Source organism: Streptomyces sp. NPDC044044 (assembly GCF_056434405.1).
In genome coordinates, this window is record NZ_JBWKFG010000009.1 from 556,390 (window position 1) to 571,900 (window position 15,511).

15 protein-coding genes are annotated in these 15,511 nt (G+C 73.2%); 8 read left to right on the plus strand and 7 right to left on the minus strand.

What is annotated here, in order from left to right; all coding sequences use genetic code 11:
- Nucleotides 1-21: 21 nt before the first annotated feature.
- The gene (locus AC07AG_RS33315) at nucleotides 22-1,641 is read right to left on the minus strand and encodes an ATP-binding protein (RefSeq protein WP_478759868.1); all 1,620 of its coding nucleotides are present in this window, start codon (nucleotides 1,639-1,641) and stop codon (nucleotides 22-24) included.
- Between the two features lie 55 nt (nucleotides 1,642-1,696).
- Nucleotides 1,697-1,891 (minus strand): hypothetical protein, encoded by a 195-nt coding sequence (locus tag AC07AG_RS33320; protein ID WP_249591193.1) that lies wholly within the window; start codon nucleotides 1,889-1,891, stop codon nucleotides 1,697-1,699.
- A 296-nt stretch (nucleotides 1,892-2,187) separates the two neighbouring features.
- Here AC07AG_RS33320 and AC07AG_RS33325 point away from each other — a divergent pair, with 296 nt between their 5' ends.
- The 5 genes from AC07AG_RS33325 to AC07AG_RS33345 all read left to right on the plus strand — a co-directional run bounded on the left by AC07AG_RS33325 (nucleotide 2,188) and on the right by AC07AG_RS33345 (nucleotide 7,654).
- Nucleotides 2,188-2,580, plus strand: a complete 393-nt coding sequence (locus tag AC07AG_RS33325; protein ID WP_478759870.1) for an ankyrin repeat domain-containing protein — start codon at nucleotides 2,188-2,190, stop codon at nucleotides 2,578-2,580.
- A gap of 302 nt (nucleotides 2,581-2,882) precedes the next feature.
- Nucleotides 2,883-4,301 (plus strand): HEAT repeat domain-containing protein, encoded by a 1,419-nt coding sequence (locus AC07AG_RS33330; protein WP_478759872.1) that lies wholly within the window; start codon nucleotides 2,883-2,885, stop codon nucleotides 4,299-4,301.
- Nucleotides 4,302-4,464: 163 nt separating this feature from the next.
- Nucleotides 4,465-5,595: a glycosyltransferase family 4 protein gene (locus AC07AG_RS33335; protein WP_478759874.1), complete on the plus strand. Its 1,131-nt coding sequence runs from the start codon at nucleotides 4,465-4,467 to the stop codon at nucleotides 5,593-5,595.
- Nucleotides 5,592-6,815 (plus strand): glycosyltransferase, encoded by a 1,224-nt coding sequence (locus AC07AG_RS33340; RefSeq protein WP_478759876.1) that lies wholly within the window; start codon nucleotides 5,592-5,594, stop codon nucleotides 6,813-6,815. Before AC07AG_RS33335 ends, AC07AG_RS33340 begins: the two co-directional genes overlap by 4 nt.
- Nucleotides 6,812-7,654 carry an SGNH/GDSL hydrolase family protein gene (locus tag AC07AG_RS33345; protein WP_478759878.1) on the plus strand — a complete coding sequence of 281 codons (843 nt, stop codon included), beginning with the start codon at nucleotides 6,812-6,814 and terminating at the stop codon, nucleotides 7,652-7,654. The genes AC07AG_RS33340 and AC07AG_RS33345 overlap by 4 nt, the downstream gene beginning before the upstream one ends.
- Before the next feature lie 30 nt (nucleotides 7,655-7,684).
- Here AC07AG_RS33345 and AC07AG_RS33350 read toward each other — a convergent pair whose 3' ends face one another.
- Genes AC07AG_RS33350 through AC07AG_RS33370 form a run of 5 tightly spaced genes read right to left on the minus strand, consistent with a single transcriptional unit; the run spans nucleotide 7,685 to nucleotide 12,061 of the window.
- On the minus strand, nucleotides 7,685-8,554 hold the full coding sequence (locus AC07AG_RS33350; protein ID WP_478759880.1) for a 5-oxoprolinase subunit C family protein: 870 nt from the start codon (nucleotides 8,552-8,554) through the stop codon (nucleotides 7,685-7,687).
- Nucleotides 8,551-9,171: a 5-oxoprolinase subunit B family protein gene (locus tag AC07AG_RS33355; RefSeq protein ID WP_478759882.1), complete on the minus strand. Its 621-nt coding sequence runs from the start codon at nucleotides 9,169-9,171 to the stop codon at nucleotides 8,551-8,553. The genes AC07AG_RS33350 and AC07AG_RS33355 overlap by 4 nt, the downstream gene beginning before the upstream one ends.
- Nucleotides 9,168-9,935, minus strand: coding sequence for a LamB/YcsF family protein (locus AC07AG_RS33360; RefSeq protein ID WP_478759884.1), 768 nt, complete (start codon nucleotides 9,933-9,935; stop codon nucleotides 9,168-9,170). Before AC07AG_RS33360 ends, AC07AG_RS33355 begins: the two co-directional genes overlap by 4 nt.
- 36 nt (nucleotides 9,936-9,971) lie before the next feature.
- Nucleotides 9,972-10,754, minus strand: coding sequence for a putative hydro-lyase (locus tag AC07AG_RS33365; protein WP_478759970.1), 783 nt, complete (start codon nucleotides 10,752-10,754; stop codon nucleotides 9,972-9,974).
- A gap of 5 nt (nucleotides 10,755-10,759) precedes the next feature.
- On the minus strand, nucleotides 10,760-12,061 hold the full coding sequence (locus AC07AG_RS33370) for an MFS transporter (RefSeq protein ID WP_478759886.1): 1,302 nt from the start codon (nucleotides 12,059-12,061) through the stop codon (nucleotides 10,760-10,762).
- Between the two features lie 173 nt (nucleotides 12,062-12,234).
- Here AC07AG_RS33370 and AC07AG_RS33375 point away from each other — a divergent pair, with 173 nt between their 5' ends.
- From AC07AG_RS33375 to AC07AG_RS33385, 3 genes are all read left to right on the plus strand, one after another.
- On the plus strand, nucleotides 12,235-12,951 hold the full coding sequence (locus tag AC07AG_RS33375) for a GntR family transcriptional regulator (protein ID WP_478759887.1): 717 nt from the start codon (nucleotides 12,235-12,237) through the stop codon (nucleotides 12,949-12,951).
- An 80-nt stretch (nucleotides 12,952-13,031) separates the two neighbouring features.
- Complete coding sequence (locus AC07AG_RS33380) at nucleotides 13,032-14,558, plus strand: hypothetical protein (RefSeq protein WP_478759889.1); 1,527 nt, start codon at nucleotides 13,032-13,034, stop codon at nucleotides 14,556-14,558.
- Between the two features lie 55 nt (nucleotides 14,559-14,613).
- Nucleotides 14,614-15,507, plus strand: coding sequence for a hypothetical protein (locus AC07AG_RS33385; RefSeq protein ID WP_478759891.1), 894 nt, complete (start codon nucleotides 14,614-14,616; stop codon nucleotides 15,505-15,507).
- Nucleotides 15,508-15,511: the final 4 nt, after the last annotated feature.

Below are 15,511 nucleotides of genomic sequence, written 5' to 3' on the forward strand. Positions count from 1 at the left end.
CCCGGCAGGTCTTCTTGCGCGTCACTTCTCGGCGGGCACGGGCTCCGGCGTCGCGTCGGGTTCCGTCGCCACGGTGTCGGCCTCGGCGTCCGCCTCGGTGCCGGTGCCGGTACTGGCGTCGGCGTCGGCAGGGGTGCTTCGTGCGGGCAGCAGCTCCGTCACCGCCTGCCGGTGTGCCTCGCTCGTCGCGTCGTCGTACGGATCGGGCGTCGCGGGCACCTGGAGCCGGTGCACCGGACCCGTGCCGAGCCGGGCGTACCCGCGCCCTGGCGGGACGTCGGACGTGGGCGTCGTGCGGGGCGGCACCCCGAGGATGTCCTCGACCTGGTCGGGCGTCGTGGGGCCGAGGACCACGCGCGCGCGGGTGTGCTGGCGCACCGGGTCGCTCAGCGCGTCCAGGCTGTCGAACTGATCGGCCACGACCACCGTGACATGGGCCGCCCTGCCGTGCCGCAGCGGCACCTGGAGCAGCGACTGCGGGTCCTTGCGTCCGTCGGCCGCCGCCAGGTGACCGAGCACGCTGGGGCGGTCCAGGAGGATCCACAGGGGGCGCCTGGTGTCGTCCGGGGCGGGGTGGCCCGCCTGCCGGGCGCGGTTGGCGGAGATCAGGCGCCGCTCCGTCTCGTGCGCGGCCCACTCCAGGCTCGCCAGAGCTCCGGCGAGCCCGCACTCGATGGCCAGGACGCCGTCGCGTCCGGTCAGGCAGGCGTAGTCGCCGATGCCGCTGCCCTCGACGATCAGGACGTCTCCGTGCACCAGGGCCTGCAGGGCGATGGAGCGCAGCAGGGTCGTGGTGCCGCTGCCCGGCTCGCCGACCACCAGGAGGTGCGGCTCGGTGGAGCGGGGGCCGGTGCGCCAGACGACCGGCGGGACGTCGCGCTGCTCGTCGCCGTCCGTCACGGGGAGGGTGCGCTGGACGCCGGTGGGATCGGTGAAGCCGAGGACGGTCTCGCCGGGGGAGGTGACGAACCGCTGGGCGGCGATGTCGGTGGGCAGCGGGGGCAGCACGTTCACCGTGAGCTGGTTGCCCTCCTCGTCCCACTCGAAGTGGTACTCGCGGCCGCGGCCCGCCTTCGCGTGCAGCAGCTGTTCGATCCGTGCGCGTGAGTCGGCCTCGCCGTCGGTGAAGTACGCGGGGTAGCGCACCACCAGATGGCAGACGCGTCCGTTCTCGTCGAACTCGTACGACGTGAGGGCCTTGTCCCACTCGCCGCCGTGCGCGAAGAGCGGCGCCGGATCCTCGGGGACGGAGAAGTACGGGACGAGCGCTTCATAGAGGGACTGCAGCCGCTGGGTCTGCGCCTCGTCGGGACCGGTGGGCGCCGGAGCCGTGCGTTCCCTGCCGGTCCACGCGGCGGCCGCCATCAGGCAGATGGCGGCGAGCAGCGGACCGTACGGAATGAGGGCCACGACCAGGACGACCGAGGCCACCAGGAACAGCAGCGGTCCGCGCCGGTCCTTGGGGGTGTCGGCCCACTTGCGCCGCCCGGCCGCTGCCAGCCGGCGCAGTCCACGAGTGATCGTGATCAGCGGGTGGAGGACGTCGGTGGCGCTGTCGGCGGCCGACCGTGCGAATTCCCGGCTCCGGGCGATCGAGGCGGTGCCGTTGCTCAGGATGCGGGGGAGGGGGCGCCGGGCCACGTCAGTCTCCAGATGGTGCGAACGAGTTGCTACCGGGGGCAGGCAGCAGGGGACGTCAGAACTTGATCCCGCCGAGGAGGCTCGCCAGGCTCGCGCTGCCGGCCTTGATGCTCGGGGCGATGGCGGTGCCCGCCATGAAGAAGCCGAAGAGCGCGCAGACCAGCGCGTGGGACGCCTTGAGGCCGTCCTTGCGGAAGAACAGGAAGACGATGATTCCGAGCAGCACGACGCCGGAGATGGACAGGATCATGAGGATTCTCCTGGTTGGTGGGGACAGTCACCATGAGTTGTTCCAGGTTCACAGCATGTATCCATACGATAAAAGGTGCAAATGGGCGAATTTCCAGGAATTTCCCTCGAATGGCGGAGCTCTGCTGGGCCGCCCGAGCGGGGGTTCGGAGGGCGTCCGGGTCCCTTCGTGATCTTTGCCGCGGGCGCGCCCCGTCATGTACCCGGACGGGCAGTACCCTGTCGATTCACTCGTACGGCCGCACCGGGCGGCGTACGACCCCCGAGTCATCCCGCAGTCGAAAGGCGGTCAGGTCCATGAGCGAAGCCCCCGACCCGGAAGTCGTGGAGCTGGCGACCAAGATCTTCGATCTGGCGCGTCAGGGCGACACCGCGGCCCTCGTCGCGTACGTGGACGCAGGCGTTCCGGCCAACCTCACGAACGACAGCGGCGACTCCCTCGTGATGCTCGCCGCCTACCACGGCCACGCGGACGCGGTCCGGGCGCTCCTGGAGCGGGGCGGTGACGCCAACCGTGCCAACGACCGGGGGCAGACGCCGCTCGCCGGTGCCGTCTTCAAGGGCGAGGACGCGGTGATCAGAGCGCTGCTCGACGGAGGCGCGGATCCGGCCGCGGGCACGCCGTCGGCGGTGGACACCGCCAAGATGTTCGCCAAGACAGAGCTGGTCGAGCTGTTCGGGGCAGCCTGAGCGGGGTAGCTGACCAGCAACAACGGGGGCGCTGGAAATGTGGTCGCGGCGGGTTGAACCGCTGGGTCATCATGACGACGTGATTCACGGACGCGACGGCGGGGCAGGAGTTGCCGCACCGCGCGGACCGTGAGCGGCCCGCCCCCGGACCTCCCGTCCGGGATCCCTGCGGGCCACCGACGAGAGGCAGAGGAAGATGGTCTACAGCAAGCAAGAGACGGCGGGCGGCCCGACGTGTTGGCGCACGGCCAGGTAATTCACGATTCCCGGTTGCGTCGACGCTTGATGTGAGGCTGTTTCCCATGTTCGATCCGGTCATAGCGCCCAGCGGTACGCTGCTCGGCCTGCTGCAGCGGGGCCGCGGCGACGGCACGCTGCACGCACTCACCGCCCCCCGCTCCGAGGCGCTCGCCGCCCTCGAGACCTGCGTGCTCCACGACCCACGCCACGACTGGCAGGTGGAGAACCGCTCCCTCTACTACGCCCGGCTCTACCTCGATCTCCGCGGCGGGATCGAGGTGATCGAGCGGCACCTCTTCGACCCCGAGGACGTCCTGGACACGGACGACTCACGCACCGGCCTCGCGCTCGCCGTCCTGGGGCACCTCGCCTCGTACGGCAGGCACGACGCCCTCGAACTGCTGCGCAGGTACGCGGCCTTCGGCGCCAACTGGGCCTGGGCCCTGGACGAACTGGCGCTGCGCGACGACGACGCGGGCCTGCGCGCCCTCGCCGTGCCCGTGCTCGCCCGATTCCCCTCGGACGCCGAGGGCGAGGCCGAACTGGCCGCCGCCGTGCGCGACGCCTACGAACCCCGGCCCTGGCGGCTGTGGGAGGAGGACCCGCGCGAGGCCGTCGGCGCCCGTGTGAGGACCGCCCGGGAGCAGGGCTCCTTCGACCGATGGCAGCGCCAGATGCGGCCATCGGGCCCACGCCCGGGATGGAGCGTCCAGGCCGTCTTCGACTGGGCGCAGGAAGGGCTCGAACGCGGCGCCGTCCTGCATGTGCCCGCCGCCCGCTGCCTGAGCGCCGTGGCCGGGCCCGAGGACCGCGCCGAGATCCTCGAAGCCGCCCGCACCGGCTCCGACGGGGCGCGCGGCACGGCCCTTCGCTACCTCGCGGACGCCCATGATCCCGATGTGTTCGACCTGATCGAGTACGCGGTCCAGAGCCCGTCACGGGCCGTCGTGGACGCCGCGGCCGAGTCTTTCGAGCGGATGCGCTCCGTCGCCGCCGTGGAGCGGGCCCGCCGCTGGGCCCTGCGTCCCGACGCGCTCGGCGCCGCCGCCGGACGCGTGCTCGCCTGCAGGGGAGGCGCCCAGGACAGCAAGCTCGTCCTCGCCGCCCTCCGCGAGGCCGTCCGGGGCGAAGGCCCGGACGCACCGACCCTCTGGACCCTCGTCGACGGCGCCGGGCGCCTCGGCATCGCCTGCGCGGCCCCCGTGCTTCGACACGTCTACCGCGAGACCGCCTCCTCCCACCTGCGCGGCCGCGCCGCACGCGCCCTCGCCGCCACCGACCCCTCCTTCGCCGCCGGATTCGCCGTCGAATGCCTGTGGGACTGCGAGGAGTCCACCCGCGAGGTCGCCGCCCGGCACGCCGAGACCGGAGACGCCCGCGTGGTCACCCAGCTCAGAAGGCTCGCCGCGGACCCCGCCGAGGAGGACGAGGTGCAGACCGCGGTACGGAGCAGGATCGGCCCCGACGCGGCCGAGGTGTAGCCGGGCGCGCCGTCGACGCGGCGGCGGGACGGTCGACGCTGCGGCGGAACGGCTGGACGCGCCCCCGGGGCGGGCGCGTGCGGAGCGGAACGCTCATGGGACGTTCCTCGCCAGGAAAGATCCACGTTGACGTGACCACGCCCCGCACGACGACAACACGGGTATGCGTGTCGTCATCGTCACCGAATCCTTCCCTCCCGACGTCAACGGCGTGGCGCACTGCGCCCTGCAGACCGCCCGGCAGCTCGCCGCGCACGGTCACGACCCCCTGGTCATCGCCCCGGCCCCCGCGGCCGGGGCGGACGCCGCAGCCGATGCCAGTGCGCCCTGTCCCGTCATCCGTGTCCCCTCCCTGCCCCTCCCTGGATATCCGCAGGTCAGGGTGGCACTGCCCAGCAGGCGTCTGTCGGCCGCGCTGAGCGCGCACCGCGCCCACATCGTCCATCTGGCCAGCCCGTTCGTCCTCGGTGCGCGCGGCATGGCCGCCGCCGCGCGCCTGGGCATTCCCGCCGTCGCCGTCTACCAGACGGATCTGGGCGGCTACGCGCGTACGTACATGGGGATGGGGGAGTCCACCGCCTGGCGGCGCATCCGCGCCGTCCACGCCGCGGCCGACCGCACCCTCGCCCCCTCGTCGGCCGCCCTGCGCGATCTCGTGACGCACGGCGTGCCGCGGGTGCGGCTGTGGCCGCGGGGTGTGGACACCGCCCGGTTCGGGCCCGCCCTCCGGGACGAGGCCGTACGCCGTGAACTCGCCCCGAACGGTGAGCTGATCGTCGGCTACGTGGGGCGTCTGGCTCCCGAGAAGCAGGTCGAACTCCTTGCCGGGGTGTGCTCCCTGGAGGGCGTACGCCTTGTCGTCGTCGGCGACGGCCCCAGCGAGGGCTCCGTGCGGGCGGCGCTGCCGGGCGCGCTCATGCTGGGGCGCCGCACCGGGGCCGAACTGGCCCGGATCTTCGCCTCGTTGGACCTCTTCGTGCACACCGGGCCCTACGAGACGTTCTGCCAGACCGTGCAGGAGGCCATGGCCAGCGGTGTGCCGGTGGTCGCGCCCGCCGCAGGAGGACCGCTGGACCTCGTCGTCCCCGGCCGTACCGGCGTCCTGGTGGCGCCCCACGACGCCCTCGCGGTGCGTGACGCCGTCTGGGCGCTCGCCGCCGATCCGGGGCTGCGGGCTGCGTACGGGAGGGCCGGGCGCGCGGCCGTCGAGGGGCGGACCTGGGAGGCGGTGGGAGAGCAACTCGTCGACCACTACGCCCAGGTGCTCGCCGCGCGGACGGTGGTGGCGGCATGAGGGCGGCCCTGTACAGGGAGACCACGGTGCGGCCCGGTGGGCCGCGTTCCGCGTCCCTTCGGATCGTGCGGCTCGCCAACTTCGTCGCCCCCTCGTCGGGCGGACTGCGCACCGCGCTGCGTGAGTTGGGGCGCGGCTACCTCGCGGCAGGGCACGAGCCCGTGCTGATCGTGCCCGGCGAACGGCCCGGGGTCCGGGACACCGACCAGGGCCGCGTCGTGACCCTGCCGGGCACGCTGCTCCCGGGCACCGGCGGCTACCGCGTCCTCACCGACCGCCGCAGGGTGGCCCGGCTCCTCGAACGCCTCGCGCCCGACCGCATCGAGGTGTCCGACCGCACGACACTGCGCTGGACCGGAGCGTGGGCCAGGCACCGCAGGATCCCTGCCGTGATGGTCTCCCACGAGACGGCGGACGGCGTCCTCAGGTCCTGGGGCATGCCCCAGGAGGCCGCCCTGCGCGCGGCCGACGCACTCAACTCCCGTACCGCGCACGCGTACGCGCGTGTCGTGTGCACCACGGAGTGGGCCGAGCGCGAGTTCGTCCGGATCGGGGCGCGCAACGTCGTCCGTGCGCCACTCGGCGTCGACCTGGCGGGCAGCCGTCCGGGGCTGCGTGATCCACGCGTGCGTGCCCGCTTCGCGGGAGGGGGCGAGGTGCTTCTCCTGCTGTGCTCCCGGCTCTCCGTGGAGAAGCGGCCGGGCATGGCGCTGGATGCCCTGGAGGTGCTCCGTGGCAGGGGCGTGCCCGCGGCGCTCGTGGTGGCGGGGGACGGCCCGCTGCGGACGCGCCTGGAACTGCGGGCGCGCGAGCGGCGGTTGCCGGTGACGTTCCTGGGGCACGTCGCGGACCGCGCGGCCCTGGGGGCGCTGCAGTCCACGGCCGACGTCTGCCTGGCACCAGGGCCCTGCGAGACGTTCGGGCTCGCGGCCCTGGAGGCGCTGGCGTGCGGTACGCCGGTGGTGGCCAGCGCGTCGTCGGCGCTCCCGGAGATCGTGGGCGGTGCGGGCGCGGCGGCGACGGACAGCGGCGAGGCGTTCGCGACGGCCGTGCGTACCTTGCTCGCGCGCCCTGAACGTCCACGCAGGGAGGCGGCACGCGCGCGTGCGGAGTGCTTTGGGTGGGAGGGGGCGGTGGAGGGGTTCTTGGGGGCGCATGACGCGGGGCTCGGCGACCGCTCTGGTTGCGGGCCGGCGCCCCACGAGGGACGTGCCTCGTGAAGCGGCTGAGGTTTGTGGCCATGGGTGACTCCCTCACCGAAGGCATAGGGGACCCCGTGGAGGCGGGGTGGCGGGGCTGGGCCGCGCTGCTCGCCCCGTCCTGCGGGGCCGTCGAGTTCCACAACCTCGCCGTCAGCGGTGCCCAGACCGGGGACGTACTGAACCGGCAGCTCCCCGAGGCGCTGAAGCTGCGGCCCGACCTGGTCTCCGTGATCGTCGGCGTCAACGACACCCTCCGCTGCACGTTCGACATCCGGGCCGTGGCGGCACACCTCGACGAGGTCTACGCCGCCGCCGCGCGGAACGGCGCCCAACTGCTCACCGCCTGCCTCCCGGACCCGGGGGCCATGCTCGGCCTCCCGGGCGCGCTGGCCCGCCCCCTCGCCCGGCGGCAACGGGCGGTCAACGCCGTCGTGCACGCCCTGTCCGAGCGGTACGGCGCCGTCCACCTGCACCTCGCGGAGGACGAGTGGGTCACCGACCGCACCCTGTGGAGCGCGGACCGGCTGCATCCGGGCGAGCGGGGCCACCGTCTCGTCGCCGCCCGTTTCCACGCACTGCTCGCGGCGCGGGGCCTTGCGGCGGGCAGCCCGCCCTCGTGCGAGCCCCAACTGCCCTCACCCACGCGGTCGGCGAGCCTGCTGTGGCTGGCCACCGCGGGGACCGGCTGGGTGGCGCGCCGGTGCACCGATCTGCTGCCCCAGCTGCTCACCCTCGCGGCCGACGAGGTACGTCACCAAGTGCGGGGCAGCAGCGCCCGGCTCGACCTGAGCGCCACCCACGCGGTGACGGCGGCGCTCGCTGCCCTCAGTGCGGCCGAGCAGCCGGACGCGGCGTAGGGGTCCGTGGGTGGCCCGGGGCGAGTGGCCTCACCGCCGCCCCGCCGGGACGAAACGCACCGGTGTGCCCGGCACCGCCTGCGCGGCCCCGGCCAGGTCCGCCTCCCTGACCACCGCGATCACCGGATAGCCCCCGGTCGTCGGGTGGTCGGCGAGGAAGACCACGGGCCGGCCGTCCGGCGGCACCTGGACGGCGCCGAGGACCATGCCCTCGCTGGGGAGTTCATCGGTGAACGCCCGCTCCAGGGAAGGCCCTTCGGTGCGCAGGCCGATGCGGTTGCTCGCCGATGACACCCGGTACGCGCGCGTGGTCAGCGTGCGCAGGGCCGATGCGGTGAACCAGTCGGCTCGGGGTCCGGACGTCACCCGCAGGACCAGTTCGTGCGGTGGCGCCTGATGCGGGACGGTGTCCACGCGCGCGTGGGGCGCGGCAGCGTGCCCCAGAGGGATCACGGTTCCGTCCGCGAGGGGCGGCGGGCCGAGCCCCGAGAGCAGGTCCGTGGAGCGGCTCGCGAGCACCGGGTCGACACGCACTCCGCCGCCGAACGCGACGTAGCAACGTACTCCGGAGACGGCCGCTGCGACGTCGAGCAGCGCACCGGCCGGTACCCGCACGGGCTCACCCCACGCCACCGGGCGGCCGTCGACCGTCACCGGGCAGGGCGCACCCACGACGGCCACCGTCACCGCGCAACGCGGCCGCACCGAGCAGCCGTTGAGGGTGGTCTCCAGGACGGCGGCGCCGGACGGGTTGCCGACGAGACGGTTGGCGAGGCGCGCCGCGGCCGGGTCGAGGGCTCCGGAGCGCGGCACTCCGAGGTGCGCGTGCCCGGGGCGGCCCTGGTCCTGCACCGTGGTCAGCGCCCCGGCCCGCACGACGGCGAAGGCACGGTCGGTCATCGTTCCTCCGGGACGGGGACGAAGCGCACCCGCACGCCAGGGGTGAGCAGCGCGGCAGGCACGCGCGCGTGGTCCCACAGGACGGCGTCCGTCGTGCCGATCAGCTGCCATCCGCCGGGTGAGGAGCGCGGATACGTTCCCGTGTACGGCCCGGCCAGGGCGACGCTGCCGGCCGGGACGCTCGTGCGGGGCGTGGCCCGGCGTGGCACTTCGTAGCGCTCCGGCAGCCCGGTGAGATAGCCGAAGCCGGGGGCGAACCCGCAGAAGGCGACCCGGAATTCGGCCGCCGAGTGGATCCGCGCCACCTCCGTCACCGGCACACCCCAGTGGGCCGCCACATCCGCCAGGTCGGGGCCGTCGTAGCGGACCGGGATCTCGCGCACGTCCTCGTCGCGCGCCGACAGCGGCGGGATCTCCAGGGCGGCGAGCTCCGCGCCGACGCGGTCCGGCTCGTCGAGGCCGTCCAGGAGCACCGTGCGGGCCGCGGGCACGATCTCCCGTACGCGGAGCAGGCCCGCGGCCCTGCGGCGCAGCAGCTCGGCGTGGAGCGCCTGCGCCTCGTCGCCGTCGGCGAGTTCGACGAGCAGCGCCAGATCGCCGACCGGGAGCACCCTCACGCGAAGGCCTCCACCCGGACGCCCGCCGACGCGAGGCGCGCACGGACCTGCCGGGCGAGGGCCACCGCTCCCGGGGTGTCGCCGTGCAGGCACAGCGAGCGCGCGCTGACGTCGATCCGCTGTCCGTCCTGGGCGGTGACGGTCCCGAACCTGGCCATGCCCACGGAGCGTTCGACGACGGCGTCCGCCTCGGTGATGACGGCGCCGTCGCTGCCGCGCGGCACGAGAGTGCCCTGCGGGGTGTACGCGCGGTCCGCGAACGCCTCGGTGACGACGGGGAGTCCGGCCTTGCCGGCCACCTCCAGGAAGCGCGATCCGGGCAGCCCCAGGACGGGCAGCGTGTGATCCGCGAGCAGGACCCCCTCGACGACGGCGTGCGCCTGCTCCTCGTCGTGGACGACGCGGTTGTAGAGCGCGCCGTGCGGCTTCACGTACGACACGCGCGTGCCCGCCGCCCGCGCGAAGACCTCCAGGGCGCCCATCTGGTACGCCACTTCGGCCGCCAGCTCGTCGGCCGGTACGTCCATGGAGCGGCGCCCGAAGCCCGCCAGGTCGCGGTAGGAGACCTGGGCGCCGATCCGCACGCCCCGCGCGGCGGCCTGCTCGCACACGCGGCGCATGGTGGCCGCGTCCCCCGCGTGGAAGCCGCAGGCAACATTGGCGCTGGTGACGACGGAGAGCAGCTCCTCGTCGTCGGTCAGGCGCCAGCGGCCGAAGCCCTCACCGAGGTCGGCGTTGAGATCGATCACGGCATCGGTCGTCATGCGGGTGGTTCTCCTGTTTCCGTCCGGGTGGCCCGCTCAGGCCACCCGGTACTGCTCGTCACGTGCGTCGGTGATGAACATCTGGCCCGGCGCGTGCGTGATCGCGAACGGCGGACGCGAAGCCATCACGGCGGCCTGCGGTGTCACTCCGCACGCCCAGAACACCGGGATGTCACCGGGCTCGGCGGCCACCGGATCACCGAAGTCGGGCCGGGCCAGATCGTCGATGCCGAGCCCCGCCGGGTCGCCGCAGTGCACCGGACTGCCGTGCACCGCGGGCAGCAGGGAGGTCTCCCTGATCGCCGCCGAGAGGTGCTCGGGCGGCACATGGCGCATGGAGACCACCATGGGGCCGTGCAGCCGTCCCGCCGGGCGGCAGGGGTGCGCGGTCACGTACATGGAGACGTTGCGGCCCTGCTCGACATGGCGCATGGGGACGCCGGACTCCGACAGCGCCCACTCGAAGGTGAAGCTGCAGCCGATGAGGAAGGACACCAGGTCGCCGCGCCACCGGTCGACCACGTCCGTGGGCTCGTCGGTCAACTCGCCGTCCTCCCACACGCGGTAGCGCGGCAGGTCCGTCCGCAGATCGGCGCCGGGCGCCAGGGGAGTGGTCCAGGAGCCCGCGTCGGTGACGTCGAGCACCGGGCAGGGCTTCGGGTTGCGCTGGCAGAACAGGAGCATGTCGTACGCCCAGTCGGCGGGCACGGCGATCAGATTGGCCTGGGTGTGGCCGGCGGCCCAGCCCGTGGTGGGCCCGCTCGTGCCCGCACGGAAGAGCGCGCGGGCTTCCGCGGGGCTCTGCAGCGCCGTGGTCATGGAGCTCACACCAGCTCCTTCCCGCGTGTCTCGGGCAGCCCGAGAAGCGCGAGCACGGCGATCGCGTAGCCGATCGCGCCGAAGATCAGCGCGCCGCCCACGCCCCAGCTGTCGGCCAAAAAGCCGACCATGGTGGGGAACACGGCGCCCACGGCGCGGCCGGTGTTGTACGTGAAGCCCTGCCCGGTGCCGCGCACGGCCGCCGGATAGAGCTCGCTGAGGAACGAGCCGAAGCCGCTGAAAATGGCCGACATGCAGAAGCCGAGCGGGAAACCGAGCACAAGGAGAAGGCCGTTGGCCCCGTCCGGGATGTTTGTGTACGCCAGGATGCTGGCCGCGGAGAGGAACGCGAAGAGCGTGATGTTCCGTTTGCGGCCGAGGATGTCGGTGAGATAGCCGCCTGCCAGGTAGCCGATGAAGGCCCCGGAGATCAGGAACGTGAGGTAGGCGCCCGTGCCGACCACGGTGAGGCCGCGCTCGGTTTTCAGGTACGTGGGAACCCAGGTGGCGAGGGTGTAGTAGCCGCCCTGTACGCCGGTGGACAGCAGGACCGCGAAGAGCGTGATGCGCAGGAGGCCGGGCTTGAAGATCGCGGTGAACGACCCCTTGTCCGCGCTCTTCTTGCGCTCCTCGGCCGCGTCCGGGGCGTCGTGCACATTGCGTCGTACGTAGACGACGAGCAGGGCGGGCAGCGCGCCGGTCCAGAACATCACGCGCCAGGCGAGGTCCTCGTCGAAGACCTGGAACACCACGGTGTAGACGATCACTGCGAGCGCCCAGCCGATCGCCCAGGCGCTCTGGATCGCGCCGAGCGTGCGGCCGCGGTTCTTGGCGGTGGCGTACTCGGCGACCAGGATCGCGCCGACCGCCCACTCGCCGCCGAAACCGAGGCCCTGGAGGGCGCGGAAGACCAGCAGGGTCTCGTAGTTGGGCGCGAAGCCGCAGGCGACGGTGAAGACGGCGTACGTGACGACCGTGATCATCAGTGCCTTGACCCGGCCGATCCGGTCCGCCACCACCCCGGCGATCGCGCCGCCTATCGCGGAGACGACCAGCGTGACCGTGGTGAGCAGGCCGGTCTGGCCGCTGTCCAGGCCGAAGTACGCGGCGATCACGACCATGCTCAGCGGCAGCGTGAAGTAGTCGTAGGAGTCGAGGGCGTAGCCGCCGAAAGCGCCGCCGAAGGCGCGGCGGCCACGCGGGCCGAGGGCACGCAGCCAGCCGAACGCGCCGTCTTCGTTGGGGGGTTCGCCGTCCACGGGAGGTGTGTCGGTCGAAAGGGCCTGGGGCGGAGGGGGTGTGCTCATGGGCACCTCGCAAGAGGGGGGACGGAGGGTGCGGAGCGGGCAGGGGTGGTGCGGAGCGGGCAGGTCGTCCGGCACGGGCGGGGACAGTGCCGTGCCCGACAAGGTAGAGGATCGTTGAACGATCCCTCAATACCCATGTTGTTTCGTTCTTGCATCTGCGATTGAATCCGGGCATGGCTGAGGGAATGGCTGACGCGCGCGGACTGGCCGACGACCGTGCGCTCCTGGGGCGCACCAGCACCGCGGAACGGGTCTCGGACATCCTCCGGAGCCGCATCGCGGAGGGCTACTTCCCGCCGGGAGCGCGCCTGTCGGAGGACAGCATCGGCGGCGCGCTCGGCGTCTCGCGCAACACGCTGCGTGAGGCCTTCCGCCTCCTCACGCACGAACGGCTGCTCGTCCACCAGCTCAACCGTGGGGTATTTGTCCGAGTTCTCACGATTGATGACGTGGAGGACATCTACCGCACCCGACGCCTCGTCGAATGCGCGGTCGTCCGCGGACTCGGGGATCCGCCCTTCGCGCTCGACGGACTCGTGAGCGCCGTGGCGGACGGCACGAAGGCCGCGCGCGAGCGGAAGTGGAAGGGCGTCTCCACCGCCAACATCCACTTCCACCGGGAACTGGTCGCCCTCGCGGGAAGCGCCCGCACCGACGAGGTGATGCGCAGCGTCTTCGCCGAACTGCGCCTGGCCTTCCACGTGGTGGACGATCCGCGCCGGCTGCACGAGCCGTACCTCGTACGCAATCGGCAGCTCCTGCAGACCCTCCAGGAGGGCGACGCCGCACAGGCCGAGAGGCTGCTCGCGGTCTACCTGGACGACTCGCGGCGCGGCCTCGTCGAGGCCTACGGCCAGCGCGTGGCGGAGGGCGAGCGGGCGGGTTCCTGAGCCCCGCGGGGGCTGCGGCCGGCGCTGTCAGATCTGCGCCGTTTCGACCGTTGTCAGACCGAGGATCTAGTCTGTGCACCGTGACTTCGCCTGCCGTTTCGGACACCGCTCCGCCCCAGCTCAGCGCGGGGCCGAGGCCCGCACCGGGCCCGGCCGCCGACGAGGGCCTGGCGCGGCGGCTCCGCGCGCTCGCCTGCACGGCGCCGCTGCACGACCTGGACGTGCGCAAGGCCAACCTCGCGGGCGAGTACTCGGTGTACGCGATGGCGGAAGTGGCCCTCTCCGCCATCGACCTCGTCACCCTGAACATGGACTTCGACACCGGCGCCGACCACGAGCAGATAGTGGCCAGGCTGCTCCCGCGCGTCGGAGCCCAGGCGCCCCGGCGCCCCGTGGCCGAGCACGAACGCGTCGCCCGCTGGGTCCTGGAGAACCTGATCAACGTCGGCAGCGTCGACCGCGGCTTCCGCGCGGTGTACGGCACGTTCGCGCCCGACGGCACCTATGTGCGCAGGGACTACGACTTCAAGCTGATCGAAGAGGTCCCCGGGTACGGCGGGAGCGTCTACCTCCGTACGACGGACGAGGCGGTCAACGTCCTCGTGGGCGCCCTCGACACGGACGTCACGAGCGCCCAGATCGCCGCCGAGGTGAAGCTCGAGGTGCTCATCAGCCGTGGCCGCCTCGCCGACGCCCAGCTCGCCGCCGAGCAGGCGCGGTATCGGACGGTGCAGTATTCGGAGACGCTCCGCAGAGCCCTGGACGCCACCCGGCGCAACGTCCGCGCGGTGGACTGGCTCCAGGCCGTCCCCGACATGATCGCGGAGGCGCTCGACCACGTGGCCGACCGCTATCGCCACGAGAACGCGATCCTGACGAACATCCGCAAAGCACGCGACGAGTCCGAGGACCCCGAGCAGAAGCGCCGCGCCGCCGAGCTCGTCGACATCGTCAAGGACTGCATCCGCCGCCACACACAGCTCCAGTCCCGGCTCCTGGACGCGGGGCCCCTGTTCCGCGCCGAGCAGGACCGCCAGGCCTTCGCCGCGCCCACCTCGCAGACCGGACTCGATCTGTACGGCCAGGTTCTCGCGCCGCTCCTGCCGCTCCCGGTCGAGCAGGCCAGCCGCGTGACGAACGCGTTCTTCGCGCGCGGCACGGGACTGCGCACCCCCGTCTCCGTCCGCGTCGGAGACCTCGTCGACATACTGCTCACGCCGCCGCAGGAGCGTGAACACCTAGGCGTGGAGATGCCCGAGCCCGACCTCATCGCCACGCCGGACGACAGCCGCTTCAGCGAGGAGCAGCTCGCCGGTGCCATGGAGCTGCTCGACCTGCCGGCCGACGCGCCACGGCGCCTGTCCGGACTGCTCGCCGACGCCCGCCGCCGCGACACCGAACTGCCGTACCTGGTCGCCCTGCTCGCCGTCCACGCGGCCAGCCCGCCGGTCGGCACCGCCTACCGCCAGGGCGAGGAGAAGCTCCTGTTCGCCGTGGACGACGGCACCGAACTCGACGACCCGGAATTCGGCGGCGCCGACCTCATCGTGGGCACGGCACTGCTCGACGCCGCCGGCATGGCGGCCGGCCGGACGGAGGCCGCGTGAACACTCCCGCCCCTCTCAGGACTCACCAGCACGACCGCCGCAAGGAGCACAAGCCGTGACCGAGCACCCCGCAGAGCACACCGCGTGGGTCGAGCCCGAGGCATCGGCGGCGCCCGCCGCGAGTGCCGCCGTCACCCCGGCCGACGCCGCCGACGCCGCGCGCCTCGTCGCCTTCGGGCTCCAGCCCAAGCTCCAGCCCGCCCGCGACCAGGAGTACGCCGAGCTGCTGCGCCGGTACCGCGAGGACCCGCCGTTCGCGCGGCTCGCCGACGCCGTCGCCGCCGGGCTCGGCCTCGTCGTCCTCGAGGTGTCCCCGCGCGCGGGGATGGCCGTGACGGCCGCCGAGGACTCGGTGTTCGCCGTCCGCATGGGCGACTACGCGCGCCGTACCGCCGCCGACTCCACCGACCGCTTCCTGCACGGCCTCGCCCATCTCGCCGTCGCCGCCCTGGCGTTCCCGCGCCCCGAGGACCTCGCCGACGACGGATACATCGGCCGGGTCACGGTCAACGGCGTGGACGCCTTCGTGCGCCAGGCCTGCCACCGCCTGGAGGAGCGCGCCGAGGAGCAGGGCGAGAACACCGACCCGCAGACCGACACCCCCGGCCTCGAGGCCGCCTGGCGGATCTGGGCACGGCGCAGCTCGACGGGCGCCACCAAGGACGCCCGCCGCCTCGCCGGGTCGACCACCGGGATCATCGGCAAGGCCGTCGGATTCCTCACCGACTCCGGGTTCCTGCAGCGCACGGGCGACGACTCCGGCGGCACGTACCGCACCACCGCCCGCTATCAGCTGCAGGTGCGCGACATGGCGGGCGGCGCCGCCATGGCCGAGCTCCTGGAGCTCGGCATCGTGCCCGTCACGGACGGGTCCGCGACCCTGTTGCCCCCCGATGAGACCGACGACCTGGAGCTGGCCGCCGACGCGGGTCTGCCCTTCCACTCCTGAGGCC